At 68.9% G+C, this 26,275-nt stretch carries 28 protein-coding genes; all 28 read left to right on the forward strand.

The features are described 5' to 3' along the window. Positions 1 to 101: 101 nt before the first annotated feature. The 28 genes from rplK (at position 102) to rplE (ending at position 26,267) form a co-directional block, all read left to right on the forward strand. The gene (rplK, locus tag V1634_RS02720) at positions 102 to 533 is read left to right on the forward strand and encodes a 50S ribosomal protein L11 (RefSeq protein WP_107260920.1); all 432 of its coding nucleotides are present in this window, start codon (positions 102 to 104) and stop codon (positions 531 to 533) included. Between the two features lie 88 nt (positions 534 to 621). Then, positions 622 to 1,335: a 50S ribosomal protein L1 gene (gene rplA / locus V1634_RS02725; protein ID WP_107260918.1), complete on the forward strand. Its 714-nt coding sequence runs from the start codon at positions 622 to 624 to the stop codon at positions 1,333 to 1,335. A gap of 126 nt (positions 1,336 to 1,461) precedes the next feature. Then, positions 1,462 to 2,517 (forward strand): ATP-binding cassette domain-containing protein, encoded by a 1,056-nt coding sequence (locus tag V1634_RS02730; protein WP_331206141.1) that lies wholly within the window; start codon positions 1,462 to 1,464, stop codon positions 2,515 to 2,517. Next, complete coding sequence (locus V1634_RS02735; RefSeq protein ID WP_331206142.1) at positions 2,514 to 3,203, forward strand: hypothetical protein; 690 nt, start codon at positions 2,514 to 2,516, stop codon at positions 3,201 to 3,203. Before V1634_RS02730 ends, V1634_RS02735 begins: the two co-directional genes overlap by 4 nt. A 362-nt stretch (positions 3,204 to 3,565) precedes the next feature. Continuing rightward, the gene (rplJ, locus tag V1634_RS02740; protein ID WP_331206143.1) at positions 3,566 to 4,105 is read left to right on the forward strand and encodes a 50S ribosomal protein L10; all 540 of its coding nucleotides are present in this window, start codon (positions 3,566 to 3,568) and stop codon (positions 4,103 to 4,105) included. A 61-nt stretch (positions 4,106 to 4,166) separates the two neighbouring features. Beyond that, on the forward strand, positions 4,167 to 4,550 hold the full coding sequence (gene rplL / locus V1634_RS02745) for a 50S ribosomal protein L7/L12 (protein ID WP_101368154.1): 384 nt from the start codon (positions 4,167 to 4,169) through the stop codon (positions 4,548 to 4,550). Positions 4,551 to 5,215: 665 nt separating this feature from the next. Then, entirely contained in the window at positions 5,216 to 8,647 is a 3,432-nt protein-coding gene (gene rpoB / locus V1634_RS02750; RefSeq protein WP_107260913.1) for a DNA-directed RNA polymerase subunit beta, read from the forward strand. Positions 8,648 to 8,736: 89 nt separating this feature from the next. Then, positions 8,737 to 12,624, forward strand: coding sequence for a DNA-directed RNA polymerase subunit beta' (locus V1634_RS02755; RefSeq protein ID WP_331206144.1), 3,888 nt, complete (start codon positions 8,737 to 8,739; stop codon positions 12,622 to 12,624). A gap of 101 nt (positions 12,625 to 12,725) precedes the next feature. After that, the gene (locus V1634_RS02760; RefSeq protein ID WP_331206242.1) at positions 12,726 to 13,073 is read left to right on the forward strand and encodes a hypothetical protein; all 348 of its coding nucleotides are present in this window, start codon (positions 12,726 to 12,728) and stop codon (positions 13,071 to 13,073) included. 175 nt (positions 13,074 to 13,248) lie between these two features. Next, positions 13,249 to 14,154: a phage holin family protein gene (locus tag V1634_RS02765; RefSeq protein WP_331206145.1), complete on the forward strand. Its 906-nt coding sequence runs from the start codon at positions 13,249 to 13,251 to the stop codon at positions 14,152 to 14,154. Between the two features lie 491 nt (positions 14,155 to 14,645). Continuing rightward, the gene (rpsL, locus tag V1634_RS02770; protein ID WP_331206146.1) at positions 14,646 to 15,020 is read left to right on the forward strand and encodes a 30S ribosomal protein S12; all 375 of its coding nucleotides are present in this window, start codon (positions 14,646 to 14,648) and stop codon (positions 15,018 to 15,020) included. Between the two features lies 1 nt (position 15,021). Further along, on the forward strand, positions 15,022 to 15,492 hold the full coding sequence (gene rpsG / locus V1634_RS02775; protein ID WP_101368149.1) for a 30S ribosomal protein S7: 471 nt from the start codon (positions 15,022 to 15,024) through the stop codon (positions 15,490 to 15,492). Between the two features lie 86 nt (positions 15,493 to 15,578). Then, positions 15,579 to 17,675: an elongation factor G gene (fusA, locus tag V1634_RS02780; protein ID WP_331206147.1), complete on the forward strand. Its 2,097-nt coding sequence runs from the start codon at positions 15,579 to 15,581 to the stop codon at positions 17,673 to 17,675. 236 nt (positions 17,676 to 17,911) lie between these two features. After that, positions 17,912 to 19,105: an elongation factor Tu gene (gene tuf / locus V1634_RS02785; RefSeq protein WP_331206148.1), complete on the forward strand. Its 1,194-nt coding sequence runs from the start codon at positions 17,912 to 17,914 to the stop codon at positions 19,103 to 19,105. Between the two features lie 359 nt (positions 19,106 to 19,464). Continuing rightward, positions 19,465 to 19,773, forward strand: a complete 309-nt coding sequence (rpsJ, locus tag V1634_RS02790) for a 30S ribosomal protein S10 (RefSeq protein WP_007073037.1) — start codon at positions 19,465 to 19,467, stop codon at positions 19,771 to 19,773. Between the two features lie 11 nt (positions 19,774 to 19,784). Continuing rightward, positions 19,785 to 20,447 (forward strand): 50S ribosomal protein L3, encoded by a 663-nt coding sequence (gene rplC, locus V1634_RS02795; protein ID WP_331206155.1) that lies wholly within the window; start codon positions 19,785 to 19,787, stop codon positions 20,445 to 20,447. Beyond that, positions 20,444 to 21,097 carry a 50S ribosomal protein L4 gene (gene rplD / locus V1634_RS02800; RefSeq protein WP_331206156.1) on the forward strand — a complete coding sequence of 218 codons (654 nt, stop codon included), beginning with the start codon at positions 20,444 to 20,446 and terminating at the stop codon, positions 21,095 to 21,097. The genes rplC and rplD overlap by 4 nt, the downstream gene beginning before the upstream one ends. After that, the gene (gene rplW / locus V1634_RS02805; protein ID WP_101368144.1) at positions 21,094 to 21,396 is read left to right on the forward strand and encodes a 50S ribosomal protein L23; all 303 of its coding nucleotides are present in this window, start codon (positions 21,094 to 21,096) and stop codon (positions 21,394 to 21,396) included. The genes rplD and rplW overlap by 4 nt, the downstream gene beginning before the upstream one ends. A gap of 12 nt (positions 21,397 to 21,408) precedes the next feature. Then, a complete protein-coding gene (rplB, locus tag V1634_RS02810; RefSeq protein ID WP_331206157.1) occupies positions 21,409 to 22,248 on the forward strand; it encodes a 50S ribosomal protein L2 in 840 nt (279 codons plus the stop codon). Positions 22,249 to 22,263: 15 nt separating this feature from the next. Then, complete coding sequence (rpsS, locus tag V1634_RS02815; protein WP_101368142.1) at positions 22,264 to 22,545, forward strand: 30S ribosomal protein S19; 282 nt, start codon at positions 22,264 to 22,266, stop codon at positions 22,543 to 22,545. Positions 22,546 to 22,582: 37 nt separating this feature from the next. Beyond that, positions 22,583 to 23,080 (forward strand): 50S ribosomal protein L22, encoded by a 498-nt coding sequence (gene rplV, locus V1634_RS02820; RefSeq protein ID WP_331206158.1) that lies wholly within the window; start codon positions 22,583 to 22,585, stop codon positions 23,078 to 23,080. Beyond that, positions 23,080 to 23,958 carry a 30S ribosomal protein S3 gene (gene rpsC, locus V1634_RS02825; RefSeq protein WP_331206159.1) on the forward strand — a complete coding sequence of 293 codons (879 nt, stop codon included), beginning with the start codon at positions 23,080 to 23,082 and terminating at the stop codon, positions 23,956 to 23,958. The genes rplV and rpsC overlap by 1 nt, the downstream gene beginning before the upstream one ends. 3 nt (positions 23,959 to 23,961) lie before the next feature. Continuing rightward, complete coding sequence (gene rplP, locus V1634_RS02830; RefSeq protein ID WP_192765393.1) at positions 23,962 to 24,387, forward strand: 50S ribosomal protein L16; 426 nt, start codon at positions 23,962 to 23,964, stop codon at positions 24,385 to 24,387. Further along, on the forward strand, positions 24,387 to 24,623 hold the full coding sequence (gene rpmC, locus V1634_RS02835; RefSeq protein ID WP_107260894.1) for a 50S ribosomal protein L29: 237 nt from the start codon (positions 24,387 to 24,389) through the stop codon (positions 24,621 to 24,623). Before rplP ends, rpmC begins: the two co-directional genes overlap by 1 nt. Then, positions 24,620 to 24,901 (forward strand): 30S ribosomal protein S17, encoded by a 282-nt coding sequence (gene rpsQ, locus V1634_RS02840; RefSeq protein ID WP_107260893.1) that lies wholly within the window; start codon positions 24,620 to 24,622, stop codon positions 24,899 to 24,901. The genes rpmC and rpsQ overlap by 4 nt, the downstream gene beginning before the upstream one ends. Positions 24,902 to 25,014: 113 nt before the next feature. Beyond that, complete coding sequence (gene rplN, locus V1634_RS02845) at positions 25,015 to 25,383, forward strand: 50S ribosomal protein L14 (protein WP_089244879.1); 369 nt, start codon at positions 25,015 to 25,017, stop codon at positions 25,381 to 25,383. Between the two features lie 3 nt (positions 25,384 to 25,386). Continuing rightward, entirely contained in the window at positions 25,387 to 25,701 is a 315-nt protein-coding gene (gene rplX / locus V1634_RS02850) for a 50S ribosomal protein L24 (protein WP_101368136.1), read from the forward strand. Further along, positions 25,698 to 26,267, forward strand: coding sequence for a 50S ribosomal protein L5 (gene rplE / locus V1634_RS02855; protein ID WP_407951705.1), 570 nt, complete (start codon positions 25,698 to 25,700; stop codon positions 26,265 to 26,267). The genes rplX and rplE overlap by 4 nt, the downstream gene beginning before the upstream one ends. Positions 26,268 to 26,275 lie beyond the last annotated feature (8 nt).

Genomic DNA, 26,275 nt, shown 5'->3' on the forward strand with positions numbered 1-26,275 from the left:
CGCTACTCTTGAACGTCGCCCGTCACGCAGGCGCGCTTGACCGTGCGCGCCGACGGGTGACCTCAGGTGCACGTTCCCCAGTTTCAAGCCCAGGAAGTGACATGCCTCCGAAGAAGAAGCTCGTCAAGACGTTCACGCTTCAGCTGCCGGCGGGCCAGGCCACCCCGGCGCCGCCGGTCGGTCCGGCGCTGGGTCAGCACGGCGTCAACATCATGGAGTTCTGCAAGTCGTACAACGCCCAGACCGAGTCGCAGCGCGGTGACATCGTGCCGGCCGAGATCAGCGTGTACGAGGACCGGACCTTCACCTTCGTGCTGAAGACCCCGCCCGCCGCCCGTCTGCTGATCAAGGCCGCCGGTGTGCAGAAGGGCTCCGGCGTCCCGCAGAGCCAGAAGGTCGGCTCGGTCACTCGCGCCCAGCTGCGCGAGATCGCCGAGAAGAAGATGTCCGACCTCAACGCCAACGACGTCGAGCAGGCCGAGAAGATCATCGCCGGCACCGCCCGGTCGATGGGCATCACGGTCAAGGAGTAGTTCTCCGCCCGCCCCTGACCGGCACGACCAGTTCGTGGGAGGGCCGCGGCGTTCCGTGGCCCGCCAGACACCACAGGAGTAATCAGAGATGCAACGCAGCAAGAGCTACCGCAAGGCCGCCGAGGCCATCGACCGGGACAAGCTCTACACCCCGATCGAGGCCGTACGCCTGGCCAAGGGGAGCAGCACCGTCAAGTTCGACGCCACGGTCGAGGTCGCGATGCGCCTCGGCGTCGACCCCCGTAAGGCCGACCAGATGGTCCGGGGCACGGTCAACCTCCCGCACGGCACCGGCAAGACCGCCCGCGTGATCGTCTTCGCGGCCGGCGCCAAGGCCGAGGAGGCGACCGCCGCCGGAGCCGACGTGGTCGGCACCGACGAGCTGGTGGCCCGGATCCAGGAGGGCTGGCTGGACTTCGACGCGGCGATCGCCACGCCGGACCAGATGGCCAAGATCGGCCGGATCGCGCGGATCCTGGGCCCGCGCGGTCTCATGCCGAACCCGAAGACCGGCACGGTGACCATGGACGTCACCAAGGCCGTCTCGGACATCAAGGGCGGCAAGATCACCTTCCGGGTGGACAAGCACTCCAACCTGCACCTGATCATCGGCAAGGCCTCGTTCTCCGAGGCTCAGCTGGTGGAGAACTACGCCGCGGTGCTCGACGAGGTCCTCCGGACCAAGCCGTCCGCGGCCAAGGGCAAGTACCTCCGGAAGGTCACCCTCACCACCACCATGGGCCCGGGTGTTCCGGTCGACCCGAACGTGGTGAAGAACCTGCGGGAGTCGGCCGAGGTCTGAGCCTCGACCGACCCGGTCAGTCCCGTTCGACGCGGGGCGCCCCAGAGCGACGTTTCGCCGGGGCGTCCCGCGTCGGCGTCTGTGCCGCACCCGCACTCCGGGCGCCGCTGTGGCACTCTGCTATCCGTGCGACTGGATCAGGTCTGGCTGCGGTACGGCGCCCGCGCCCCCTGGGTGCTGCGCGCGGTCGAGGTGGAGATCGGCCCCGGGCAGAGCGCCGTGGTGCTCGGCCGCAACGGCGTGGGCAAGTCGACGCTGCTCCAGGTGGCCGTCGGCGTACTCGACCCGACCCGGGGCGTGGTCCGCGACCGTCCCGGCACGGTGGGCTGGGTGCCGGAGCGGTTTCCGGCCGACCAGCCGTACACCGTAGACCAGTACCTCACCGGGATGGGTCGGATCCGGGGGCTCTCGGCCGCGGCGACGGCCCGTACCGTGACCGGCTGGATCGAGCGCCTCGGGCTGGCCGCGTACCGCGATGTCCGGCTGCCGGCGCTCTCCAAGGGCACCGCCCAGAAGGTCGGGCTGGCCCAGGCCCTGCTCCGCCCGCCCGGTCTGCTCGTCCTGGACGAACCCTGGGAGGGGCTGGACGGGCCCACCAGGGAGTTGGTGCCCGAGCTGATCGGGGAGGTGCTCACCGACGGAGGTGCGGTGCTGGTCAGCGACCATCGCGGCGAGACCGTGCGGCTGCCGCACGCCGCGCGGTGGAGCGTCGCCGACGGGACGGTGACCGTGCTGTCTCCGGCTGCCGCCGAGCGGCAACTCGCGGGGGTACCCACCGCGAGTGTGTCGGCCGCACCGCCGGCCGTCGCCGAGCGGCGGATCAGCGGGGCCGCGACCTCGGTGGTGGAGATCGCGGTGCCGGCCGCCCAGGCCCTGGAGACGGTCGCCGCGCTCCGCCGCGCCGGCCACCAGATCCTCCGGGTACGCCCCGCCGAGCCGACCGCCGGCGACGGTGACCCCCCGGCCGTCCCCAGCGCCTCATCCGTTCCTGGCACGCAGGTCGTTCCCGCCGCGCAGGCTGTTCCTGGCACGCAGGTCGTCCCCGCCACCCCGGCAGCTCCCGCTGTCCAGGCCGCGCCGGGTGTTTCCGACGTGCCGGACCGGTCAGCCGCTGCGCCGGGGGCGGTCGACGGGGGCGGGCAGTTGGGGAATCCCGTCGCGACCGCCGGGGAGGCGTCGTGACCGCGCTGGCCCGGATGCGGCTGGCGGGCTTCGTCCGGACCGCCCGGGCGCTGCCGCCGCTGATCGCCGGGCTGGTCGCGCTCAGCGTGCTGTACGGCGGCGGCGCCGCGCAGGCCGCCGAGGCGTACGGGGTCTCCGCCGTGGTGCTCTTCCCGGTCCTCGCCTGGCAGGCCAAGCTGCTGCTGGACACCGAGCCGGACACCCAGCGCCGGCTCGCCGTGGTCGCCGCCGGCCGGAGGGCGGAACTGGCCGGCGGGGTGGTCGCCGCCGGGCTGGCCGGGCTGGCCCTGATCCCGGTCGCGCTGCTGCTGCCCTGGCTGCTGGGCGGGGTCACCGGACCGCAGCGGGCCGGTGACCTGCCGCTCGCACTGGGCCTGGCGGTGGGGCTCTGGGTGCACCTGCTGGTCCTGCCGGCGGCCGTCGCGCTCGGCGCGCTGGCCAGCCGGGCGGCGACCAGCAGTCCGCTGTACGGGCTGACCGCCCTGGTCGGCGGCGTGGTCGGGGTGTACGTGTTCGGGCTGAAGGAGTCGGTGCTGCCCTGGATCGCGCCGCCGGTACTCGCCACCGCCCGGGCCAGCACCGCCGGCCCGACCGTCGGGTCGATGGCCCTGTTGACCGGACACGCCCTGCTCTGGAGCGCGGTGGCGCTGACCGGTTACGCCTGGCTTCGTCGCCGCCGGGCGTGACCCGGCACGACGTCAGGTGGGCTGGTGCGGGGCCGGACGTGAGCCGGAGCACCCGGGGTGATTTGGTCGTCACGGCCGGCGTCGCGTACTCTGATAAGCCGGCCAGGTTAGCCTGGCCGACGTTTTAACCCAGAGACCGCTGGTCACCGTGCCCCGGCACGGTCGAAGGTCCCGCTCGACGGGCGGCCCGCGCAGGGGGAGACGGTAGCGTGCCAGGTCGTGTCCGCATGACCTTCCCCGCCCCGTGCGCCCTGCGCCGGGGCTTCTCTCGTTGTGGCGGAACCTCCGATCCGCACCCGGGCTCCGATCGCGCCGCCGGCCGATCGGGCGTGGTCAGCCTGGAGTAACGAGAGAGGAGGGACATGGCGGACAAGCCGGTTCGGGCCGACAAGGCCACCGCCGTCGCCGAGCTCACCGAACACTTCCGCAACTCGGGCGCCACCGTGCTCACCGAGTACCGCGGGCTGACGGTTTCCCAGCTCACCCAGCTACGCCGCTCGCTCGGTCGGGACACGACCTACGAGGTGGCGAAGAACACGCTGGCCAAGCGTGCCGCGACGGACGCTGGCATTGCCGGCCTCGACGAGCTGTTCACCGGTCCTACCGCGCTGACCTTCGTCTCCGGCGACGTGGTCGAGGCGGCGAAGGGTCTGCGGGAGTTCGCGAAGGCCAACCCGAAGCTCGTCATCAAGGGTGGCGTCTTCGAGGGCCGGGCGATCACCGCGGACGAGGTCAACAAGCTCGCCGACCTCGAGTCCCGTGAGGTGCTGCTGGCCAAGATGGCCGGCGCGATGAAGGGCAGCCTGAGCAAGGCCGCTGCCCTGTTCCAGGCGCCGCTGGCGCAGACCGCCCGCCTGGCGGCTGCCCTGCAGGACAAGCGTGAGAAGGAGGGGCAGGCCTGAGCGGCCAGCCCTCCGGTACCCCGATATTCGTGTAAGAAATTAGGAAAGGACGCCAGACACCATGGCGAAGCTCAGCACCGAAGAGCTGCTCGACGCGTTCAAGGAGATGACGCTGATCGAGCTCTCGGAGTTCGTGAAGCAGTTCGAGACCACCTTCGACGTGACCGCCGCCGCGCCGGTGGCCGTCGCCGCCGGTGGCCCGGCGGCCCCGGCCGCCGAGGCCGAGCCGGAGCAGGACGAGTTCGACGTCATCCTGGAGGCTGACGGCGGCAAGAAGATCCAGGTCATCAAGGTCGTGCGTGAGCTGACCGGCCTGGGCCTGAAGGAGGCCAAGGACCTCGTCGAGGCCGCGCCGAAGCCGGTCCTGGAGAAGGCCAACAAGGAGGCCGCCGACAAGGCCAAGGCCAAGCTCGAGGCCGAGGGCGCGAAGGTCACCCTCAAGTAGTTCCCGCTCCACGCCGCGCCCGGTGCGCCCGTACCGACCAGCTCTCCGTTCCGCCGAGCGGGAGTCGCAGGGGTACGGGCCACCGGGGGCGGCCCGCGTCGGTCTAGTGAGCTGACGCACAGCAATGTCGCCGACGGGCGGCGATCCGGCGCCGGATCGCCGCCCGTCTCCGTCCGCTGACTGGCTGCGACCGTCGATGATCAGGGCTTTGACGCCTCGGACGGCTGTAGCGGGCCCGTCCGGCCGGCCAGGCTCGGATGGCGACCCGGGCAAAGAGGTCGCCCGACCCGGGCATCAGCCCTTGACGCGGCACGAACCGGCAGGCACGCTGACATCAGCAAGACCTTCCGCGCTTGCGACGGCCGACACCTGGGTAAGGGCCACGGCAGCACCACGAGCCGCTGGTTCCTACGAGGCCTAGCGGGATGCGTGCGGGACGTGTGAGCGCGCTCAGCGCGCGCCAGCCAGCGGTTGGCGACACGTTCTGCAACGCCCTGCCGTGGTGGGCTGGACAGCGGTTAGCCGCTCGGCTACACTGCTAGTTTGCGCTGCCTTCCGACTTGACCCCTGCTCGGAATGTCCAGTTTTGGGCGTTTGGAGTGGGGCCATTGGAGTGCACGCGTGACAGCCGCATCTAGCAGCACCGGTCCTCGGAAGGACGCATCTTGGCAGCTTCCCGCCCTGCGAAGACCAGTCGTACGTCGAGCGCTTTCGCGCCCCGCCGAATCTCCTTCGGCAGGATTACCGAACACCTCGAGGTCCCCAACCTCCTCGCCATCCAGAACGAGTCGTTTGACTGGCTGGTCGGCAACGAGGCTTGGCAGGGCCGGTCGGCCGACGACCCGCACGCTCGATCGGGTCTCGCCGAGATCCTCGACGAGATCAGTCCCATTGAGGACTTCTCTGGCACTATGTCGCTCTCTTTCTCCGCGCCGCGCTTCGACGAGGTCAAGGCCTCGATCGAGGAGTGCAAGGAGAAGGACCTGACCTACTGCGCCCCGCTGTTCGTGACCGCGGAGTTCACCAACAACACCACCGGCGAGATCAAGAGCCAGACGGTGTTCATGGGTGACTTCCCGATGATGACGCCGAAGGGCACCTTCATCATCAACGGCACCGAGCGCGTGGTGGTCAGCCAGCTCGTCCGGTCCCCGGGCGTCTACTTCGACAAGCAGCCGGACAAGACCTCCGACCGCGATCTCTCCAGCGTCAAGGTCATCCCGAGCCGGGGTGCCTGGTTGGAGTTCGACATCGACAAGCGCGACACCGTGGGTGTCCGCATCGACCGTAAGCGCCGGCAGGCCGTCACCGTCCTGCTCAAGGCGATCGGCTGGACCAACGAGCAGATCCGTGAGCGGTTCGGCTGGTCCGAGCTGATGATGACCACCCTGGAGAAGGACCACATCGCCGGGGTGGACGAGGCGCTGCTCGACATCTACCGCAAGCTCCGGCCGGGCGAGCCCCCGACGCGGGAGAACGCCCAGACCCTGCTCGACAACCTCTTCTTCAACCCGAAGCGGTACGACGTCGCCAAGGTCGGTCGATACAAGTTCAACAAGAAGCTCGAACTGGACGTGCCGATCAACACCGGCACGCTGACCGAGGACGACATCGTCGCCACCGTGGAGTACCTCTGCCGGCTGCACGCCGGTGAGGAGGGCTACGAGGCCGACGACATCGACCACTTCGGCAACCGCCGGCTCCGTACGGTGGGCGAGCTGATCCAGAACCAGGTTCGGGTCGGCCTCTCCCGGATGGAGCGGGTGGTCCGCGAGCGGATGACCACCCAGGACGTCGAGGCGATCACGCCGCAGACCCTGATCAACATCCGTCCCGTCGTGGCGGCGATCAAGGAGTTCTTCGGTACGTCGCAGCTGTCCCAGTTCATGGACCAGACCAACCCGCTGGCGGGCCTGACCCACCGGCGCCGGCTGAGCGCGCTCGGCCCGGGTGGTCTGTCCCGGGAGCGGGCCGGCTTCGAGGTCCGGGACGTGCACCCGTCGCACTACGGCCGGATGTGCCCGATCGAGACGCCGGAAGGCCCGAACATCGGCCTGATCGGCGCCCTGTCGACCTTCGGCCGGGTCAACCCGTTCGGCTTCATCGAGACGCCGTACCGGAAGGTCGTCGAGGGTCGGGTCACCGACCAGATCGACTACCTGACCGCCGACGAGGAGGACCGGTTCGTCAAGGCGCAGGCCAACACCGCGCTGCGTGCGGACGGCACCTTCGCCGAGGACCGGGTCCTGGTCCGCCGGAAGGGCGGTGAGGTCGACTACGTCGCTCCCACCGCGGTCGACTACATGGACGTGTCGCCGCGCCAGATGGTGTCGGTCGCCACCGCCATGATCCCGTTCCTCGAGCACGACGACGCCAACCGGGCACTGATGGGCGCGAACATGCAGCGCCAGGCGGTGCCGCTGGTCAAGGCCGAGGCGCCGCTGGTCGGTACCGGGATGGAATACCGGGCCGCGGTCGACGCCGGTGACGTGGTCGTCGCCGAGGTCGGCGGCGTGGTCGAGGACCTGTGCGCCGACTACGTGACGGTGCACCAGGACGACGGCCACCGGCGTACCTACCTCCTGCACAAGTTCCGTCGCTCCAACGCGGGCTCCTGCGTCAACCAGAAGCCGGTCGTCTTCGAGGGCGACCGGGTCGAGGCGGGCCAGGTCATCGCGGACGGTCCGTGCACCGACGACGGCGAGATGGCGCTCGGCCGCAACCTGCTGGTCGCGTTCATGCCGTGGGAGGGCCACAACTACGAGGACGCGATCATCCTGTCGCAGCGCCTCGTCCAGCAGGACGCCCTCACCTCGATCCACATCGAGGAGCACGAGGTCGACGCCCGGGACACCAAGCTCGGTCCGGAGGAGATCACCCGCGACATCCCGAACGTCAGCGAGGAAATGCTCGCCGACCTCGACGAGCGCGGCATCATCCGGATCGGCGCCGAGGTCGTCACCGGCGACATCCTGGTCGGCAAGGTCACGCCCAAGGGCGAGACCGAGCTGACCCCGGAGGAGCGGTTGCTCCGCGCGATCTTCGGCGAGAAGGCGCGCGAGGTCCGGGACACCTCGCTGAAGGTGCCGCACGGCGAGACCGGCACGGTCATCGGCGTACGGACGTTCAGCCGGGAGGACGGCGACGAGCTGCCGCCGGGCGTCAACGAGCTGGTCCGGGTCTACGTGGCGCAGAAGCGGAAGATCCAGGACGGCGACAAGCTCGCCGGCCGGCACGGCAACAAGGGCGTCATCTCGAAGATCCTGCCGGTCGAGGACATGCCGTTCCTGGAGGACGGCACCCCGGTCGACATCGTGCTCAACCCGCTCGGCGTGCCGAGCCGGATGAACATCGGCCAGGTGCTGGAGACCCACCTCGGGTGGGTCGCCAAGACCGGCTGGCAGGTGCAGGGTGACGACGCCGACTGGAAGCGGGCGCTGCGTTCGATCGACGCGCACGAGTCCGAGCCGGACACCAACGTGGCGACGCCGGTCTTCGACGGCGCCAAGGAGGAGGAGATCTCCGGTCTGCTCTCGTCGACCCTGCCCAACCGGGACGGCAAGCAGCTGATCGGCGCGAGCGGCAAGGCGCAGCTCTTCGACGGACGTTCCGGCGAGCCGCTGCCCGACCCGATCGCGGTCGGCTACATCTACATCCTCAAGCTGAACCACCTGGTCGACGACAAGATCCACGCTCGGTCGACCGGCCCGTACTCGATGATCACGCAGCAGCCGCTGGGTGGTAAGGCGCAGTTCGGTGGCCAGCGGTTCGGTGAGATGGAGTGCTGGGCGATGCAGGCGTACGGCGCCGCGTACGCGCTCCAGGAGCTGCTGACGATCAAGTCCGACGACGTCCTTGGCCGGGTCAAGGTCTACGAGGCCATCGTCAAGGGCGAGAACATTCCCGAACCGGGCATCCCGGAGTCCTTCAAGGTGCTGCTCAAGGAGCTGCAGTCGCTGTGCCTCAACGTAGAGGTGCTCTCCAGCGACGGTGTGGCCCTGGAGATGCGCGAGACGGACGACGAGGTCTTCCGCGCCGCGGAGGAGCTCGGCATCGACCTGTCCCGGCGCGAGCCGAGCTCGGTCGAAGAGGTGTGAGGTTGTGGGGTTCGGGGCGGGTCGAACCGCCCCGAACCCCCGGCCCGGTGAGCTAGCGGTAAAACGACACGACACGAGGGACATATAACGTGCTCGACGTCAACTTCTTCGACGAGTTGCGGATTGGCCTGGCCACCGCCGACGACATCCGTCAGTGGTCGCACGGCGAGGTCAAGAAGCCTGAAACGATCAACTACCGCACCCTGAAGCCGGAAAAGGACGGGCTCTTCTGCGAGAAGATCTTCGGTCCGCAGCGGGACTGGGAGTGCTACTGCGGTAAGTACAAGCGGGTCCGGTTCAAGGGCATCATCTGCGAGCGCTGCGGCGTCGAGGTGACCCGCTCCAAGGTACGGCGTGAGCGGATGGGCCACATCGAGCTGGCCGCGTCGGTGACGCACATCTGGTACTTCAAGGGTGTGCCGAGCCGGCTGGGCTACCTGCTCGACCTGGCGCCGAAGGACCTCGAAAAGATCATCTACTTCGCGTCGTACGTTGTCACCAGCGTCGACACGGAGGCGCGGCACCGTGACCTGTCGACGGTGGAGAACGAGATCCTGGCCGAGAAGCGGCAGGCCGAGAACAGCCGCGACTCGGAGATCGAGAAGCGGGCCGCCAAGCTCGAGGCCGACCTGGCCGAGCTGGAGGCCGAGGGTGCCAAGGCCGACGTGCGGCGCAAGGTCAAGGAGGGCGGAGAGCGCGAGATGCGCCAGATCCGCGACCGGGCGCAGCGCGAGATCGACCGCCTCGACGAGGTGCTGGACACCTTCCGCAAGCTGGAGCCGAAGCAGCTCGTCACCGACGAACTGCTCTACCGCGAGCTGCGGGACCGGTTCGGCGAGTACTTCACCGGTGGGATGGGCGCCGAGGCGATCAAGGCGCTGGTCCAGAACATGGACCTGGACGCCGAGGCGGATAACCTCCGCGAGATCATCCGTACCGGCAAGGGGCAGCGGAAGATCCGGGCGCTCAAGCGACTCAAGGTCGTGGCGGCGTTCCTGAACACCCGCAACTCGCCGCTCGGCATGGTGCTGGACTGCGTACCGGTGATCCCGCCGGACCTGCGCCCGATGGTGCAGCTCGACGGTGGCCGGTTCGCGACCTCGGACCTGAACGACCTCTACCGCCGCGTGATCAACCGGAACAACCGGCTCAAGCGACTGATCGACCTCGGCGCGCCCGAGATCATCGTCAACAACGAGAAGCGGATGCTCCAGGAGGCCGTGGACGCGCTCTTCGACAACGGTCGTCGGGGTCGTCCGGTCACCGGCCCGGGTAACCGGCCGCTGAAGTCGCTGTCGGACATGCTCAAGGGCAAGCAGGGCCGGTTCCGGCAGAACCTGCTCGGCAAGCGGGTCGACTACTCCGGTCGTTCGGTGATCGTGGTGGGTCCGCAGCTCAAGCTGCACCAGTGCGGCCTGCCCAAGCAGATGGCGCTGGAGCTGTTCAAGCCGTTCGTGATGAAGCGGCTGGTCGACCTCAACCACGCACAGAACATCAAGTCCGCGAAGCGGATGGTCGAGCGGCAGCGGCCGGTCGTCTGGGACGTGCTGGAAGAGGTCATCGGCGAGCACCCGGTACTGCTGAACCGGGCGCCGACCCTGCACCGGCTGGGCATCCAGGCGTTCGAGCCGCAGCTCGTCGAGGGCAAGGCGATCCAGATCCACCCGCTGGTCTGCACCGCGTTCAACGCGGACTTCGACGGCGACCAGATGGCGGTACACGTGCCGCTGTCCGCCGAGGCGCAGGCCGAGGCCCGGATCCTGATGCTCTCGTCGAACAACATCCTCAAGCCGGCCGACGGCAAGCCGGTCACCATGCCCACCCAGGACATGGTCATCGGCCTCTACCACCTCACCCACCTCACCCCCGGTGAGATCGGCGAGGGCCGGGTGTTCAGCTCGGACGCCGAGGCGCGGATGGCGTTCGACAACGGTGAGCTGCACCTGCAGACCCCGGTGAAGATCCGGCTGCGCGGTGTGAGTGAGGTGGACAACGGGCCCGGCGCCTCGCGGTGGACCGCTCCGGAGGAGTGGGTACCGGGTGAGCCGCTGACCGTGGAGACCACGCTGGGGCGGGTGCTCTTCAACGAGACCCTGCCGCAGGGCTACCGGTTCGTGAACTACGAGATCCGCAAGGGGCAGCTCTCCGCGATCGTCAACGATCTCGCCGAGCGGTTCCCGAAGGTGGCGCTGGCTGCGACGCTCGACGGGCTCAAGGAGGCCGGTTTCCACTGGGCCACCTGGTCCGGCGTGACGATCGGCATGGAGGACGTCATCGCGCCGCCGCGCAAGCGGGACATCCTGGAGCGGTACGAGAAGGAAGCCGAGCGGATCGACAAGCAGTACCAGCGGGGTCTGATGACCGCCGAGGAACGTCGCGGCGAACTCATCGAGATCTGGACCAAGGCGACCAACGAGGTCGCCAAGGAGATGGAGACCGCGCTGCCGCAGGAGAACCCGCTGTGGAAGATGATCAACTCGGGTGCCCGCGGTAACCTGCTCCAGCTCCGCCAGATCGCCGCGATCCGTGGTCTGGTGGCCAACCCGAAGGGCGAGATCATCCCGCGGCCGATCAAGGCCAGCTACCGGGAGGGTCTCTCCGTACTGGAGTACTTCATCTCCACGCACGGTGCCCGGAAGGGTCTCGCCGACACGGCGCTGCGTACCGCCGACTCGGGTTACCTGACCCGTCGTCTGGTGGACGTCTCGCAGGACGTGATCATCCGCGAGGAGGACTGCGGCACCGACCGCGCCATCCCGATGCAGATCGCGACCCAGCTCGACGGCAGGCTGGTCGCGCACGAGCACGTGGAGACCAGCGTGCACGCCCGTACCCTGGCCGACGACATCAAGGGGCCGGACGGCAACCTGGTCGCCGAGCGGGGTGCGGACATCAACACGATCCTGGTCGACAAGATCGTGGCGGCCGGGGTGGACACCGTACGGGTCCGCAGCGTGCTCACCTGCGAGTCCAAGCTCGGCGTCTGCGGGGCGTGCTACGGCCGCTCGCTGCCGACGGGCAAGACCGTGGATGTCGGCGAGGCGGTCGGCATCATCGCCGCCCAGTCGATCGGTGAGCCGGGCACGCAGCTCACGATGCGTACCTTCCACACCGGTGGTGTCGCGGGTGAGGACATCACCCAGGGTCTGCCCCGGGTCCAGGAGATCTTCGAGGCCCGGATCCCGAAGGGCAAGGCGCCGATCGCCGACACCCCGGGCCGGATCCGGATCGAGGACGGCGAGCGGTCGCGCAAGATCATCGTGGTGCCGGACGACGGCAGCGACGAGATCGTGTACGACAAGATCTCCAAGCGGGTGCCGCTCCAGGCACACGACGGTGATCACGTCGACGTCGGCCAGAAGCTGACCAAGGGCACCATCGACCCGCACGAGCTGCTGCGGATCCTCGGCCCGCGGGCGGTCCAGGTCCACCTGACCCAGGAGGTCCAGGAGGTCTACCGGTCGCAGGGTGTGCTCATCCACGACAAGCACATCGAGATCATCATCCGCCAGATGCTCAAGCGGGTGACGGTGATCGACTCCGGCGCGACCGAGTTCCTGCCGGGTGTGCTGGTCGACCGGGCGCTCTTCGAGTCGGAGAACCGCCGACTCGTCTCCGAGGGCGGCGAGCCCGCGGCGGGCCGGCCGGTGCTGATGGGTATCACCAAGGCCTCGCTGGCCACGGACTCGTGGCTGTCGGCGGCGTCCTTCCAGGAGACCACCCGGGTGCTCACCGACGCGGCGATCCACGCCCGGAGCGACTCGCTGATCGGTCTCAAGGAGAACGTCATCATCGGTAAGCTCATCCCGGCCGGTACGGGCATCAGCAAGTACCGCAACATCCGGGTCGAGCCGACCGAGGAGGCGAAGGCCAAGGTCTACTCGATGACCGGCTATCCGGAGACGGACTACGGGTTCGGGCCGGCCAGCGGCCAGGCTGTGCCGCTGGACGACTTCGACTTCGGGTCGTACCGCTAAGGCGACATCTCCGAGGCGCCCCGCCCGTCGGTTGACGGGCGGGGCGCCTCGCTTTTTCCGGCCGTGGTTCCCCGGTTGGGTAGGCTGGCCTGGTGACCACCATGCCGACCGCCGGCCCGGCCACACGGCATCCCCTCGACCCGGACCCGGTGCGCTCCACGAAGTCGCGGGCGGTCTTCGTCCTCGGCCTGGTGGCGCTGCTGACCGGTCCGATGGTCGGGGGCATCGTCCCGGCGACGGTCGCGATGCTGCTGGCCCGGCAGGCCCGCCGCGAGGCGTACGCGTCCGGGGGCTATCTGACCGGTGCCGCCTGGCTGCGTCGCGGTGAGCGGCTGGCCTGGGCCGGGCTCGTCCTCGCCGCGACGGCGGTGGTGACGGCGACCGTGATCGGTGTGGTCCGGTGGGCCGACGGCTCGGTCGGCCAGGACTTCGCCCCCGGGGTCGACTGACCGGCCCGGCGGCGCCGGGTACCCGGCCGAACCACCGGACGTAACCGGACCGGCGGTGGTGGGCCGCGCGGCGGTAACCTGACCTTGGCACGACGTGTCGGGCCCGGTCGACGGATTCTCCTCGACCGGTCGGTTCCGCCATGGTTGGCGGCTCGGTGGTTGCAGGGGGAGTTCCGTGACGGAGGAGGCGCAGCCACCCGGGGTGCAGCGCGCGGCGGACGAGACACCGGGGCAGCCGGCCGGGGACCAGCCTCGCTACCACGAGCCCTCGTACGCGCTGCCGACGGATGCGCCGCTGCCGGTGCCGAGCGCCTCGGGACAGCCGGGTCCGGCGGCGAGCGAGTGGGCCCGCCCCGAGCCGGGCACGCCGGCTCCGGCGGCAACGAACCCCGGCGCGGCCTGGTCGGGTACGACCTCCGGCCCGGCGGCGCCGACCTCCGGCCCGACGTCGGTGGGGGTGCGGGGGGCGGCCACCGGTGCGGCGTACCCGATGCCGGAGGCGTTCCGGACCGACGCGCAGGCGGCGCCGGCCGGGTACCCCGGGACGAGCGGGCCGGCCGGCGGAGCGGGCCTGGCCGGCGGCGGGCGGTTCGGCGCGGTGCCGGCGCCGCCGCAGGAGTCGCTCCGCGCGCCCAGCCGGGTGGACGCCGTCCCGGGTACGCCGTTCGGCCTGGTGCATCTGGAGGTGGCTCCGGTCACCTCGGGGCCGGCGGTGGCCTCGCTGGTCACCGGGGTCGGATCCGTGCTGGTCGCCTTCGCCGGAGGCTGCCTCGGCCTCGCCGGCAGCAGCCCGGCGGACTGGGGTGGCTGGGTGGCGGGAGCCTTCGCGGTACTCGCCGGGCTGCTCGGGGTGACCGGCGTACTGCTGGGGGAGTTGGGGCGCCGGCAGACCTCGCCCGGCGGTCGGGCGCTCTGGCCCGGTCGCCGACACCCGGCGCCCGCAGCCGCGCCGGGCGCCACGGCACCGCCGGTCCGGTTCACCGGCCGGGGCCTGGCGATCGCCGGGATCAGCTGTGCCGCCGTCGGCCTGGCACTCACCGTGATCGCGCTGGCCGTGGCGGTGCTGCTGCAACTGGTCTGAGTGCCGTCGCCGACGGCCCGGCGGGGCGGGCGGATGTCGGGTTACCGGGCCGACGGGCCGATCGCGAGACCAGCCGGTACACTTGAAAACCGGCAGTGCTTCTCGGGAGCGACGCGGAGATCCGGGCCTGGCCGGGGGTTGGTCGACAACCTCCCGGAGTCCTGTTTTGACGTGCCCACTCACGGTAGGTACTCTTTCCTCTCGTGCCCGGGCATGCCCGGGCAACTCGTGCGTGTGCCCGAGCCCACTTGGTGGCAATCGAGCACCGTCACGACAAAGTCGAAACGAGTCGGCTACGCCCCAGCGTGCCGACGGGCTGGAATCCGGCGTCGACAAGTGGCGGCGGAAACCGCGAGCGGGCGACACGCCCGACCGCGGGTGCCGGGACCGTCCAGAGGCGGCCCTGGTTGGAAGGTAAGAGAGTCACCCGTGCGGGGGGCTAAGACACACGGCGCGGTCGCAGAGAGCGGCCGAAGGGAGCGGAAAACCCGGTGCCCACGATCCAGCAGTTGGTCCGCAAGGGCCGCCAGGCGAAGACGACCAAAACCAAGACGCCGGCGCTGAAGGGGAGTCCTCAGCGGCGCGGCGTGTGCACGCGCGTGTACACCACCACCCCCAAGAAGCCGAACTCCGCGCTGCGCAAGGTCGCTCGGGTGAAGCTCAGCAGCCAGATCGAGGTGACCGCCTACATCCCGGGCGTCGGGCACAACCTCCAGGAGCACTCCCTCGTGCTGGTCCGCGGTGGCCGGGTGAAGGACCTTCCGGGCGTGCGTTACAAGATCGTTCGCGGTTCGCTGGACACCCAGGGTGTCCGCAACCGCAAGCAGGCCCGCAGCCGCTACGGCGCGAAGAAGGAGAAGAGCTGACATGCCGCGTAAGGGCCCTGCTCCGCGCCGTCCGCTGGTCGCGGACCCGGTGTACAACTCCCCGCTGGTCACCCAGCTGGTGAACAAGATCCTGCTCCGCGGCAAGCGTCAGCTCGCCGAGCGCATCGTCTACGAGGCCCTGGAGGGCTGCCGGGAGAAGTCCGGCACCGACCCCGTGGTCACGCTCAAGCGGGCGATGGACAACGTGAAGCCGACCCTGGAGGTGCGCAGCCGCCGGGTCGGTGGCGCGACCTACCAGGTGCCGGTCGAGGTCAAGCCGCAGCGCGCCACCACGCTGGGACTGCGCTGGCTGGTCACCTACTCCCGCGCCCGCCGGGAGAAGACGATGGTCGAGCGGCTGATGAACGAGCTGCTCGACGCGAGCAACGGTCTCGGCGCCGCCGTGAAGCGGCGTGAGGACACCCACAAGATGGCCGAGTCCAACAAGGCCTTCGCGCACTACCGCTGGTAACGGCCTCCGGGTTCCGGTGCGGTCCGCCGCGCCGGAGCCCGGCAACGGTCGCGATCACACCGACGAGACGACAAGTAGGGATTGAAGTGGCCGCCGCAGACGCGCTCGCCAACGTACGCAACATCGGCATCATGGCGCACATCGATGCCGGTAAGACCACTACCACCGAGCGAATCCTGTTCTACACCGGCATCACCTACAAGATCGGTGAAGTCCACGAGGGCGCCGCCGTCATGGACTGGATGGAGCAGGAGCAGGAGCGGGGCATCACCATCACCTCCGCCGCCACCAAGTGCGAGTGGAAGGGCCACACGATCCAGATCATCGACACGCCCGGCCACGTCGACTTCACGGTCGAGGTCGAGCGGTCGCTGCGGGTCCTCGACGGTGCGGTGGCCGTCTACGACGGTGTCGCCGGCGTGGAGCCGCAGACGGAGAACGTCTGGCGTCAGGCCGACAAGTACAACGTCCCCCGGATGTGCTTCGTCAACAAGCTGGACCGGACCGGGGCGGACTTCTTCCGCTGCGTGCAGATGATGATCGACCGGCTCAACGCCACCCCGCTGGTGCTGCAGGTGCCGATCGGCGCCGAGTCCGACTTCATCGGCGTGGTGGACCTCGTCGGCATGCGTGCCCTCACCTGGCGCGGGGAGACCCAGAAGGGCGAGGACTACGCGGTCGAGGAGATCCCGGCCGAGCTGGCGGAGACCGCCGCCGAGTGGCGCGAGAAGCTGCTGGAGACCCTGGCCGACGTCGACGACTCGGTGATGGAGAAGTACCTCGAGGGCGAGGAACTCTCGGTCGAGGACATCCAGGCCGGCATCCGCCGCGCCACCATCGACGGCAAGGCCAACCCGGTGCTCTGCGGCACCGCGTTCAAGAACAAGGGCATCCAGCCAATGCTCGACGCGGTGGTCGCCTACCTGCCGTCGCCGCTGGACATCCCGGCGATCGAGGGCACGGCCGCCGACGGCGAGACCCCCCTGCAGCGCAAGCCGTCGACGTCGGAGCCGTTCTCCGGTCTCGCGTTCAAGATCCAGACCGACAAGCACCTGGGCAAGCTGACCTACTTCCGGGTCTACTCCGGCGTGGTCGAGTCCGGGTCCCAGGTGGTCAACTCCACCAAGGACCGCAAGGAGCGGATCGGCAAGATCTACCAGATGCACGCCAACAAGCGGGAGGAGCGCAGCTCCGCCAAGGCTGGCGACATCATCGCGGTCCAGGGCCTGAAGCAGACCACCACCGGTGACACCCTCTGCGACCCGGCGAACCCGGTCATCCTGGAGTCGATGACCTTCCCGGAGCCGGTCATCGAGGTCGCGATCGAGCCGAAGACCAAGGCCGACCAGGAGAAGCTGAGCACCGCCATCCAGCGGCTCGCCGAGGAGGACCCGACCTTCCGGGTCAAGCTCGACGACGAGACCGGCCAGACGGTCATCTCCGGCATGGGCGAGCTGCACCTGGACATCCTGGTGGACCGGATGCGCCGCGAGTTCAACGTCGAGGCGAACATCGGCAAGCCGCAGGTGGCGTACCGGGAGACCATCCGCCGCAAGGTGGAGAAGATCGAGTACACCCACAAGAAGCAGACCGGTGGTTCGGGGCAGTACGCCCGGGTCATCGTCAGCCTCGAGCCGCTGCCGCTGGACAACGACTCGCCGACGTACGAGTTCGCGAACGCGGTCACCGGTGGGCGGATCCCGAGGGAGTTCATCCCGTCGGTGGACGCCGGTGCCCAGGACGCCATGCAGTACGGCATCCTCGCCGGCTTCCCGCTGGTGGGTGTGAAGCTGACCCTGCTGGACGGCCAGTACCACGAGGTCGACTCGTCGGAAATGGCCTTCAAGATCGCCGGTTCGATGGTGCTGAAGGACGCGGCCCGCAAGGCCGATCCGGCACTGCTCGAACCGATGATGTCGGTCGAGGTCACGACGCCCGAGGAGAACATGGGCGACGTGATCGGCGACCTCAACTCCCGCCGGGGCATCATCCAGGCGATGGAGGAGCGCAGCGGCGCTCGCATCGTCCGGGCCCTGGTGCCGCTGTCGGAGATGTTCGGCTATGTCGGCGACCTGCGGTCGAAGACCCAGGGCCGGGCTAGCTACAGCATGCAGTTCGACTCCTACGCCGAGGTTCCCGCGAGCGTGGCGAAGGAGATCATCGCGAAGGCGACGGGTGAGTGAGCGGAAACGCGCACTGACCCGGTGCCGGGCCGGTGATACCGCGAGCGCGGCGGGCGGGTAATCTCGCCCGCGGCGCCCACGGGCCGGGCTGCTAGACCGGGCCTGAAGGTTTCACCGCCGCAAGACCCACATGACTTCCCGGCCGGGAACCCTCGGTCGGAAAGGCTGTCGACAGAGTCCTGAGCGCCGAATGGCGTGCCGGGCGTACGAACCAAGAAGTCCACAGGAGGACACCAGTGGCGAAGGCGAAGTTCGAGCGGACTAAGCCGCACGTCAACATCGGCACCATTGGTCACATCGACCACGGTAAGACGACGCTGACGGCGGCCATCACCAAGGTCCTGCACGACAAGTACCCGGACATCAACCCGTACACGCCGTTCGACGAGATCGACAAGGCGCCGGAGGAGAAGGCCCGGGGCATCACGATCTCGATCGCACACGTCGAGTACCAGACCGAGGCGCGGCACTACGCACACGTCGACTGCCCCGGTCACGCCGACTACATCAAGAACATGATCACCGGTGCCGCGCAGATGGACGGCGCGATCCTGGTGGTCGCGGCGACCGACGGCCCGATGCCGCAGACCCGCGAGCACGTGCTGCTGGCCCGCCAGGTCGGCGTTCCCTACATCGTCGTGGCGCTGAACAAGAGCGACATGGTCGATGACGAGGAGCTGCTCGAGCTGGTCGAGCTCGAGGTCCGCGAGCTGCTCTCGGCGCAGGAGTACCCCGGTGACGACCTGCCGGTCGTCCGGGTCTCGGCGCTGAAGGCCCTTGAGGGCGACCCGGAGTGGACCGACAAGCTCATGGACCTGATGAGCGCTGTCGACACCGCCATTCCGCAGCCGGAGCGGGAGACCGAGAAGCCGTTCCTCATGCCGATCGAGGACGTCTTCACGATCACCGGTCGGGGCACCGTGGTGACCGGTCGCGCCGAGCGCGGCATCCTCAAGCCGAACGAGGAGGTGGAGCTCGTCGGTATCCGCGAGAAGTCGCAGAAGACGGTCTGCACCGGTATCGAGATGTTCCGCAAGCTGCTCGACGAGGCCCGTGCGGGTGAGAACGTCGGTCTGCTGCTGCGTGGCATCAAGCGCGAGGACGTCGAGCGCGGCATGGTGGTCGTCAAGCCCGGCACCACCACCCCGCACACGGAGTTCGAGGCGACCGTCTACATCCTCTCCAAGGAGGAGGGTGGCCGGCACACCCCGTTCTTCCAGAACTACCGTCCGCAGTTCTACTTCCGGACCACGGACGTTACCGGCGTCGTCACGCTGCCCGAGGGCACCGAGATGGTCATGCCGGGTGACAACACCACGATGTCGGTCAAGCTGATCCAGCCGATCGCGATGGAGGAGAACCTCAAGTTCGCCATCCGCGAGGGCGGCCGGACGGTCGGCGCCGGGTTCGTCACGAAGATCGTCAAGTAATTAAGTAATTCAGGTAACCCCGATTAGCGTTGCCGTGCGGTAGTACGGCATACTGGTCAGGTTGCGTACCGGCGGGGTGGCTGGCTGCCAGCAGTCAGCCACCCTTGCTGGGCGTCTGGGGATAGTTGATCTATTCCCGGCGCCCCGATACTTCCCGCACGGGCGGGACCGCCTCGGACTTTCCGGGGTGGAGTCCGGCCCCGGGGTGCGACACGCCCGACCGCGGGGGTCGGACAGCACGGGAACTGGGCAGCGCCCGAGCCCGGCATGGAACATCCCGCTCCCCCTCCGGGAGAGCGGCTCCGCTGCTGGAGCGGGCGGGCGGGACGGACAAGGCGAGAGAAGGAACAGAGGCCACCATGGCGGGACAGAAGATCCGCATCCGGCTCAAGGCGTACGACCACGAGGTGGTCGACTCCTCGGCGCGCAAGATCGTTGAGACGGTGACGCGTACCGGGGCTCAGGTCGCGGGCCCGGTGCCGCTGCCCACGGAGATCAACCGTTTCTGCGTGATCCGTTCGCCGCACAAGTACAAGGACTCGCGTGAGCACTTCGAGATGCGCACGCACAAGCGTCTGATCGACATCATCGACCCGACCCCCAAGACGGTCGACTCGCTCATGCGCCTCGACCTGCCGGCTGGCGTCGACATCGAGATCAAGCTGTAGGGACCGGACTAATGGACAGGCAAGTGAAGGGCATCCTGGGCGCCAAGCTCGGCATGACCCAGGTCTGGGACAACAACAAGGTTGTCCCGGTGACCGTGGTGCAGGCCGGACCGTGCGTCGTCACCCAGGTCCGCACCGCTGAGAAGGACGGCTACTCCGCGGTCCAACTGGCGTACGGCGTGGTCGACCCCCGGAAGGTCAAGAAGCCGATCAGCGGCCACTACGCCAAGGCCAACGTGGCGCCGCGCCGGCACATCGTCGAGCTGCGCACCACCGACGCCGCCGACTACGAGCTGGGTCAGGAGGTCAGCGTCGAGGCGTTCGCCGTCGGTACGCCGATCGACGTGACCGGCCGCACCAAGGGCAAGGGCTTCGCCGGTCCCATGAAGCGGCACGGCTTCCACGGTCTGCGCGCCAGCCACGGTGTCGAGCGCAAGCACCGCTCGCCCGGTTCGATCGGCGCCTGCGCCACCCCGGGCCGGGTCTTCAAGGGCACCCGGATGGCCGGCCGGATGGGTGGGGCGCGCTACACGGTGCAGAACCTCACCATCCAGGCGGTCGACCCGGAGAACAACCTGCTCCTGGTCCGCGGCGCCGTCCCGGGCCCCAAGGGCGCGCTGGTGCTGGTCCGCTCGGCTGCCAAGATCGTCGCGAAGAAGGGCGGTGCGGCATGACCACCGTTGACGTGCTGACCGCCGAGGGCACCAGGAGCGGCTCCGTCGAGCTGCCGGCCGAGGTCTTCGACGTACAGGCCAACATCGCGCTGATGCACCAGGTCGTGGTCGCCCAGCTCGCCGCCGCGCGGCAGGGCACGCACAAGACCAAGACCCGTGGCGAGGTCGCCGGTGGCGGCAAGAAGCCGTACAAGCAGAAGGGCACCGGTCGGGCCCGGCAGGGTTCGATCCGCGCGCCGCAGTTCGCCGGCGGTGGCGTCGTGCACGGGCCGGTCCCGCGTGACTACAGCCAGCGGACCCCGAAGAAGATGAAGGCCGCCGCGCTGCGGGGCGCCCTCTCGGACCGGGCCCGCGGCGGTCAGGTGCACGTGGTCGAGACCTTCGTCTCCGGCGACAAGCCGTCGACCAAGGCAGCCCTCACCGCGCTGCGCAAGGCGACCGAGGCCAAGCGGGTGTTGGTCGTGCTCAGCAGCACCGACGAGCTGAACTGGCTCTCGCTGCGCAACGAGCCCCGGGTACACCTGCTGGAGGCCAGCCAGCTCAACACGTACGACGTGCTGGTGGCCGACGACGTGGTCTTCACCAAGGAGGCCCTGGACGAGTTCCTGGGTGTCCGTGGTGGGGCGCAGGGTGAGGAGAGCGAGAAGTGAGCACCATCGCCGACCCGCGAGACATCATCTTCGCGCCGGTCGTCTCGGAGAAGAGCTACAGCGAGCTGAACAAGAACTGGTACACCTTCCTGGTGCACCCGGACGCCAACAAGACCGCCATCAAGATCGCGATTCAGCAGATCTTCGACGTGCGCGTCCTGACGGTGAACACCCTCAACCGCGAGGGCAAGCGCAAGCGCACCCGCACCGGGTACGGCAAGCGCAAGAACACCAAGCGGGCGATGGTGAAGCTGGCTGACGGTGACCGTATCGAGGCCTTCGGCGGCCCGGTCAGCTGAGGGGTATAGACAATGGCTATCCGTAAGTACAAGCCGACGACGCCGGGCCGGCGTGGCTCCAGCGTCGCCGACTTCGCCGAGATCACCCGGTCCACCCCGGAGAAGTCGCTGCTGGTTCCGCTGCCGAAGAAGGGCGGGCGTAACGCCCACGGCCGGATCACCACGCGGCACCACGGTGGCGGGCACAAGCGCCAGTACCGTCTGATCGACTTCAAGCGGGTCGACAAGGACGGCGTGCCGGCGAAGGTCGCGCACATCGAGTACGACCCCAACCGCACCGCGCGGATCGCGCTGCTGCACTACCTCGACGGCGAGAAGCGGTACATCCTCGCGCCGAAGGACCTGAAGCAGGGCGACCGGGTCGAGTCCGGTCCGGGCGCCGACATCAAGCCGGGCAACAACCTGCCGCTGCGCAACATCCCGGTCGGTTCCACCATCCACGCGGTGGAGCTGCGTCCCGGCGGTGGCGCCAAGCTGGCCCGTTCGGCCGGCGTCGGCATCCAGCTGCTGGGCCGGGAGGGGGCGTACGCCACGCTGCGGATGCCCTCCGGTGAGATCCGGCGGGTGGACGTGCGCTGCCGGGCCACCATCGGTGAGATCGGCAACGCCGACCAGTCAAACATCAACTGGGGCAAGGCCGGCCGGATGCGCTGGAAGGGTCGCCGCCCGACCGTCCGTGGTGTGGCGATGAACCCGGTCGACCACCCGCACGGCGGTGGTGAGGGTAAGACCTCCGGTGGTCGTCACCCGGTGAACCCGCAGGGTAAGCCCGAGGGTCGTACCCGGCAGAAGGGCAAGGCGAGCGACCGCCTCATCGTCCGCCGCCGCTACGCCACCCGTAAGCGCGGCTAAGGGAGATAGGTAGACATGCCTCGCAGCCTGAAGAAGGGCCCGTTCATCGACGACCACCTGCTCAAGAAGGTGGAGACGCAGAACGAGAAGGGCTCGAAGAACGTCATCAAGACCTGGTCGCGCCGTTCGACGATCATCCCGGACATGCTCGGGCACACGATCGCCGTGCACGACGGGCGCAAGCACGTCCCGGTGTTCATCACCGAGGCGATGGTCGGGCACAAGCTCGGTGAGTTTGCGCTGACCCGCACGTTCAAGGGTCACGAGAAGGACGACCGGAAGAGCCGCCGGCGCTGAGCGCCGACCACGGATAAAGGATCAAGGGGTTTCAGCGATGCCAGTAAAGGGCGACGCTCCGGTGCTTCCGGGCGCGCGGGCGGTTGCGCGACACGTGCGCATCTCGCCGACCAAGGCGCGCCGGGTGGTCAACCTCGTCCGCGGTCTGCCCGCGAAGGAGGCGCTCACGGTGCTGCAGTTCGCGCCGCAGGCGGCGAGTGAGCAGGTTTACAAGGTGCTCGCGAGCGCGATCGCCAACGCGGAGAACAACGAGCGGCTGGACCCCGACGCGCTGCTCGTCAGCGAGGCGTTCGTGGACGAGGGCCCGACGATGAAGCGGTTCCAGCCGCGGGCGCAGGGCCGGGCGTACCGGATCCGCAAGCGGACCTGCCACATCACCATCGTGGTGGAGGCCGTGGCGCCGACGACCCCGGCTGGGCGGGGTGCGGCGAAGAAGGCCGCTCCGGCCAAGGCGACCAAGTCGACCGAGCCGGCCGCGACCGAGACGGCGACCGAGGGCGCGGAAACGCAGAGCAAGACGGAGGGTGCCGAGTAATGGGGCAGAAGGTTCACCCGCACGGGTTCCGGCTCGGCATCTCGACCGACTGGAAGTCCCGCTGGTACGCGGACAAGCTCTACAAGGACTACATCGCCGAGGACGTCAAGATCCGGCGGATGATGTCCAAGGGCCTGGAGCGGGCCGGCATCTCCAAGGTCGACATCGAGCGGACCCGGGACCGGGTGCGGGTCGACATCCACACCGCCCGGCCGGGCATCGTCATCGGCCGCAAGGGCGCCGAGGCGGACCGCATCCGTGGCGAGCTGGAGAAGCTGACCGGCAAGCAGGTGCAGCTCAACATCCTTGAGGTGAAGAGCCCGGAGTCGGACGCGCAGCTCGTCGCGCAGGGCGTGGCCGAGCAGCTCTCCAGCCGGGTCAGCTTCCGGCGGGCGATGCGTAAGGCCATGCAGTCCGCGATGAAGAACCCGATCGTGCGGGGCATCCGGGTGCAGGTCTCCGGCCGGCTCGGCGGCGCCGAGATGAGCCGTACCGAGTTCTACCGCGAGGGTCGGGTGCCGCTGCACACGCTGCGGGCCAACATCGAGTACGGCTTTTTCGAGGCCCGGACCACCTTCGGCCGGATCGGCGTGAAGGTCTGGATCTACAAGGGCGACGCCGTACCCGGTCGGGAGGCACCGGCCGAGACCGGTCCGGCGCGTCCGCGCCGCGAGCGGGGCGACCGTCCCGACCGGCCGCGTCGTGGCCGTTCCGGCTCCTCCGGCACCACTGCCGGCGGTACCGAGGCGGGCCGGGCGGCGGCCGCGGAGATCTCCGGTACGCCCGCCGAGGCGACGAACGACACCGCCGCGCCGGCTACCGCCGCGGCGACTCCGGCGGGTTCCGCCGGAACGGACAGCTCAGCGCAGGAGGGCTGACAGATGCTGATGCCGCGCAAGCCCCCGAAGGGCTTCCGCAAGCCGCACCACCCCGACCGCCACGGCGCGGCGAAGGGTGGCACCCGGGTGGTGTTCGGCGAGTTCGGAATCCAGGCGCTCGAGTCCGCGTACCTGACCAACCGGCAGATCGAAGCGGCGCGTATCGCGATGACCCGGCACATCAAGCGTGGTGGCAAGGTCTGGATCACCGTCTTCCCGGACCAGGCCCTGACCAAGAAGCCGGCCGAAACCCGGATGGGTTCCGGTAAGGGTTCGCCCGAGTGGTGGGTGGCCAACATCAAGCCGGGGCGGGTGCTCTTCGAGATGTCCTTCCCCAACGAGCAGATCGCGCGAGAGGCGATGCGTCGCGCGATCCACAAGCTCCCGATGAAGTGCCGCATTGTGACGCGCGAAGTGGGTGAAAGCTGATGGCCGCGGGCGTGAAGGCCAGCGAGCTGCGTGAGCTCTCCGAGGAGGAGCTGGTCAGCCGGCTCCGGGAGGCCAAGGCGGAGCTGTTCAACCTCCGTGTCCAGTCGGCGACCGGTCAGCTGGACAACAACCGCCGGCTCCAGGTCATCCGCCGGGAGATCGCCCGGATCTACACGATCATGCGTGAGCGCGAGCTTGGGCTTTCGGCCGCGCCGACTGAGGTGACTGCATCATGAGTGACGAGACCACCACCACCGCGCAGGCGCGGGCTCAGCGCAAGGTCCGGGAGGGCCTCGTGGTGAGCGACAAGATGGAAAAGACCGTGGTCGTCGAGGTCGAGGACCGGGTCAAGCACGCGCTGTACGGCAAGGTCATGCGCCGCACCAGCAAGCTGAAGGCGCACGACGAGCAGAACGCGTGCGGCGTGGGCGACCGGGTGTTGCTCATGGAGACCCGTCCACTCTCCGCCACCAAGCGGTGGCGGGTCGTGGAGATCCTCGAGAAGGCCAAGTAAGAGCCGTACCGCAGGCTCAGGGTTCCGCCAAGCTCAGCCGGCACGGGACTTCGGTCGACGAAGGCAGGCCGGATGAACCGCCGGCTGAGAACTGGCAGACATAGGAGATAGACGTGATTCAGCAGGAGTCGCGACTGCGCGTCGCCGACAACACGGGTGCCCGGGAGATCCTGTGCATCCGGGTGCTCGGTGGCTCCGGTCGGCGCTACGCGGGCATCGGCGACGTCATCGTGGCCACGGTCAAGGACGCCATTCCCGGTGCCGGTGTGAAGAAGGGCGACGTCGTCAAGGCGGTCGTCGTCCGCACCGCGAAGGAGAAGCGGCGGCCGGACGGCTCGTACATCCGATTCGACGAGAACGCGGCCGTGATCATCAAGGATGGTGGCGACCCGCGAGGTACCCGTATCTTTGGCCCGGTTGGCCGTGAGCTGCGGGACAAGCGGTTCATGAAGATCATCTCGCTCGCGCCGGAGGTGTTGTAAACCGTGAAGGTCAAGAAGGGCGACACGGTCATCGTCATCGCCGGCAAGGACAAGGGTGCCAAGGGCAAGGTCATCGCGGCCTACCCGCGGCAGGACAAGGTCCTGGTCGAGGGCGTGAACCGGGTCAAGAAGCACACCCGCATCCGCACCACCCAGCGCGGTGCGAAGACCGGCGGCATCGTCACCCAGGAGGCCGCGATCCACGTCTCGAACGTGATGGTCGTGGACTCCGACGGCAACCCGACGCGGGTCGGGTACCGGATCGACGAGGGCGGCCAGAAGGTCCGCATCGCGCGTAGCACCGGTAAGGACCTGTGATGACGGCAACCGAGACCAAGACGCTGCCCCGGCTCAAGCAGCGGTACCGCGAAGAGATCGCGGGTCAGCTCCGCGAGCAGTTCCAGTACGGCAACCCGATGCAGGTGCCCGGACTGGTCAAGATCGTCGTCAACATGGGTGTCGGCGAGGCGGCCCGGGACGCGAAGCTGATCGACGGCGCCGTACGCGACCTGGCCACCATTTCCGGCCAGAAGCCGCAGGTCCGCCGGGCCCGCAAGTCCATCGCGCAGTTCAAGCTCCGCGAGGGCATGCCGATCGGTGCCAAGGTGACCCTGCGCGGCGACCGGATGTGGGAGTTCCTGGACCGGCTGCTCTCCATCGCGCTGCCCCGGATCCGGGACTTCCGCGGTCTGGACGGGCGCAAGCTCGACGGGAACGGCAACTACACGTTCGGCCTGACCGAGCAGTCGGTGTTCCACGAGATCGACCAGGACCGGATCGACCGCGTACGGGGCATGGACATCACGGTGGTGACCACCGCCAAGACCGACGACGAGGGCCGGGCGCTGCTCAAGCTCCTGGGCTTCCCGTTCAAGGAGAACTGAGGACTGAT

The sequence above is a fragment of the Plantactinospora veratri genome, assembly GCF_036421995.1.
In the GTDB taxonomy this organism is placed as follows: domain Bacteria; phylum Actinomycetota; class Actinomycetes; order Mycobacteriales; family Micromonosporaceae; genus Plantactinospora; species Plantactinospora veratri.

Bases quoted from the DNA above. Each gene is read 5' to 3' on its own strand.
- rpsC (WP_331206159.1), top strand. From the start codon at position 23,080: ATGGGGCAGAAGGTTCACCCGCACGGGTTCCGGCTCGGCATCTCGACC.
- V1634_RS02760 (WP_331206242.1), top strand. From the start codon at position 12,726: ATGCCGACCGCCGGCCCGGCCACACGGCATCCCCTCGACCCGGACCCG.
- rplB (WP_331206157.1), top strand. From the start codon at position 21,409: ATGGCTATCCGTAAGTACAAGCCGACGACGCCGGGCCGGCGTGGCTCC.
- rplJ (WP_331206143.1), top strand. From the start codon at position 3,566: ATGGCGGACAAGCCGGTTCGGGCCGACAAGGCCACCGCCGTCGCCGAG.
- rpsG (WP_101368149.1), top strand. From the start codon at position 15,022: ATGCCGCGTAAGGGCCCTGCTCCGCGCCGTCCGCTGGTCGCGGACCCG.
- rplK (WP_107260920.1), top strand. From the start codon at position 102: ATGCCTCCGAAGAAGAAGCTCGTCAAGACGTTCACGCTTCAGCTGCCG.
- rplV (WP_331206158.1), top strand. From the start codon at position 22,583: ATGCCAGTAAAGGGCGACGCTCCGGTGCTTCCGGGCGCGCGGGCGGTT.
- rpsJ (WP_007073037.1), top strand. From the start codon at position 19,465: ATGGCGGGACAGAAGATCCGCATCCGGCTCAAGGCGTACGACCACGAG.
- rplL (WP_101368154.1), top strand. From the start codon at position 4,167: ATGGCGAAGCTCAGCACCGAAGAGCTGCTCGACGCGTTCAAGGAGATG.
- rpsS (WP_101368142.1), top strand. From the start codon at position 22,264: ATGCCTCGCAGCCTGAAGAAGGGCCCGTTCATCGACGACCACCTGCTC.
- rplA (WP_107260918.1), top strand. From the start codon at position 622: ATGCAACGCAGCAAGAGCTACCGCAAGGCCGCCGAGGCCATCGACCGG.
- rplP (WP_192765393.1), top strand. From the start codon at position 23,962: ATGCTGATGCCGCGCAAGCCCCCGAAGGGCTTCCGCAAGCCGCACCAC.
- rplD (WP_331206156.1), top strand. From the start codon at position 20,444: ATGACCACCGTTGACGTGCTGACCGCCGAGGGCACCAGGAGCGGCTCC.
- rpsQ (WP_107260893.1), top strand. From the start codon at position 24,620: ATGAGTGACGAGACCACCACCACCGCGCAGGCGCGGGCTCAGCGCAAG.
- rpmC (WP_107260894.1), top strand. From the start codon at position 24,387: ATGGCCGCGGGCGTGAAGGCCAGCGAGCTGCGTGAGCTCTCCGAGGAG.
- rplC (WP_331206155.1), top strand. From the start codon at position 19,785: ATGGACAGGCAAGTGAAGGGCATCCTGGGCGCCAAGCTCGGCATGACC.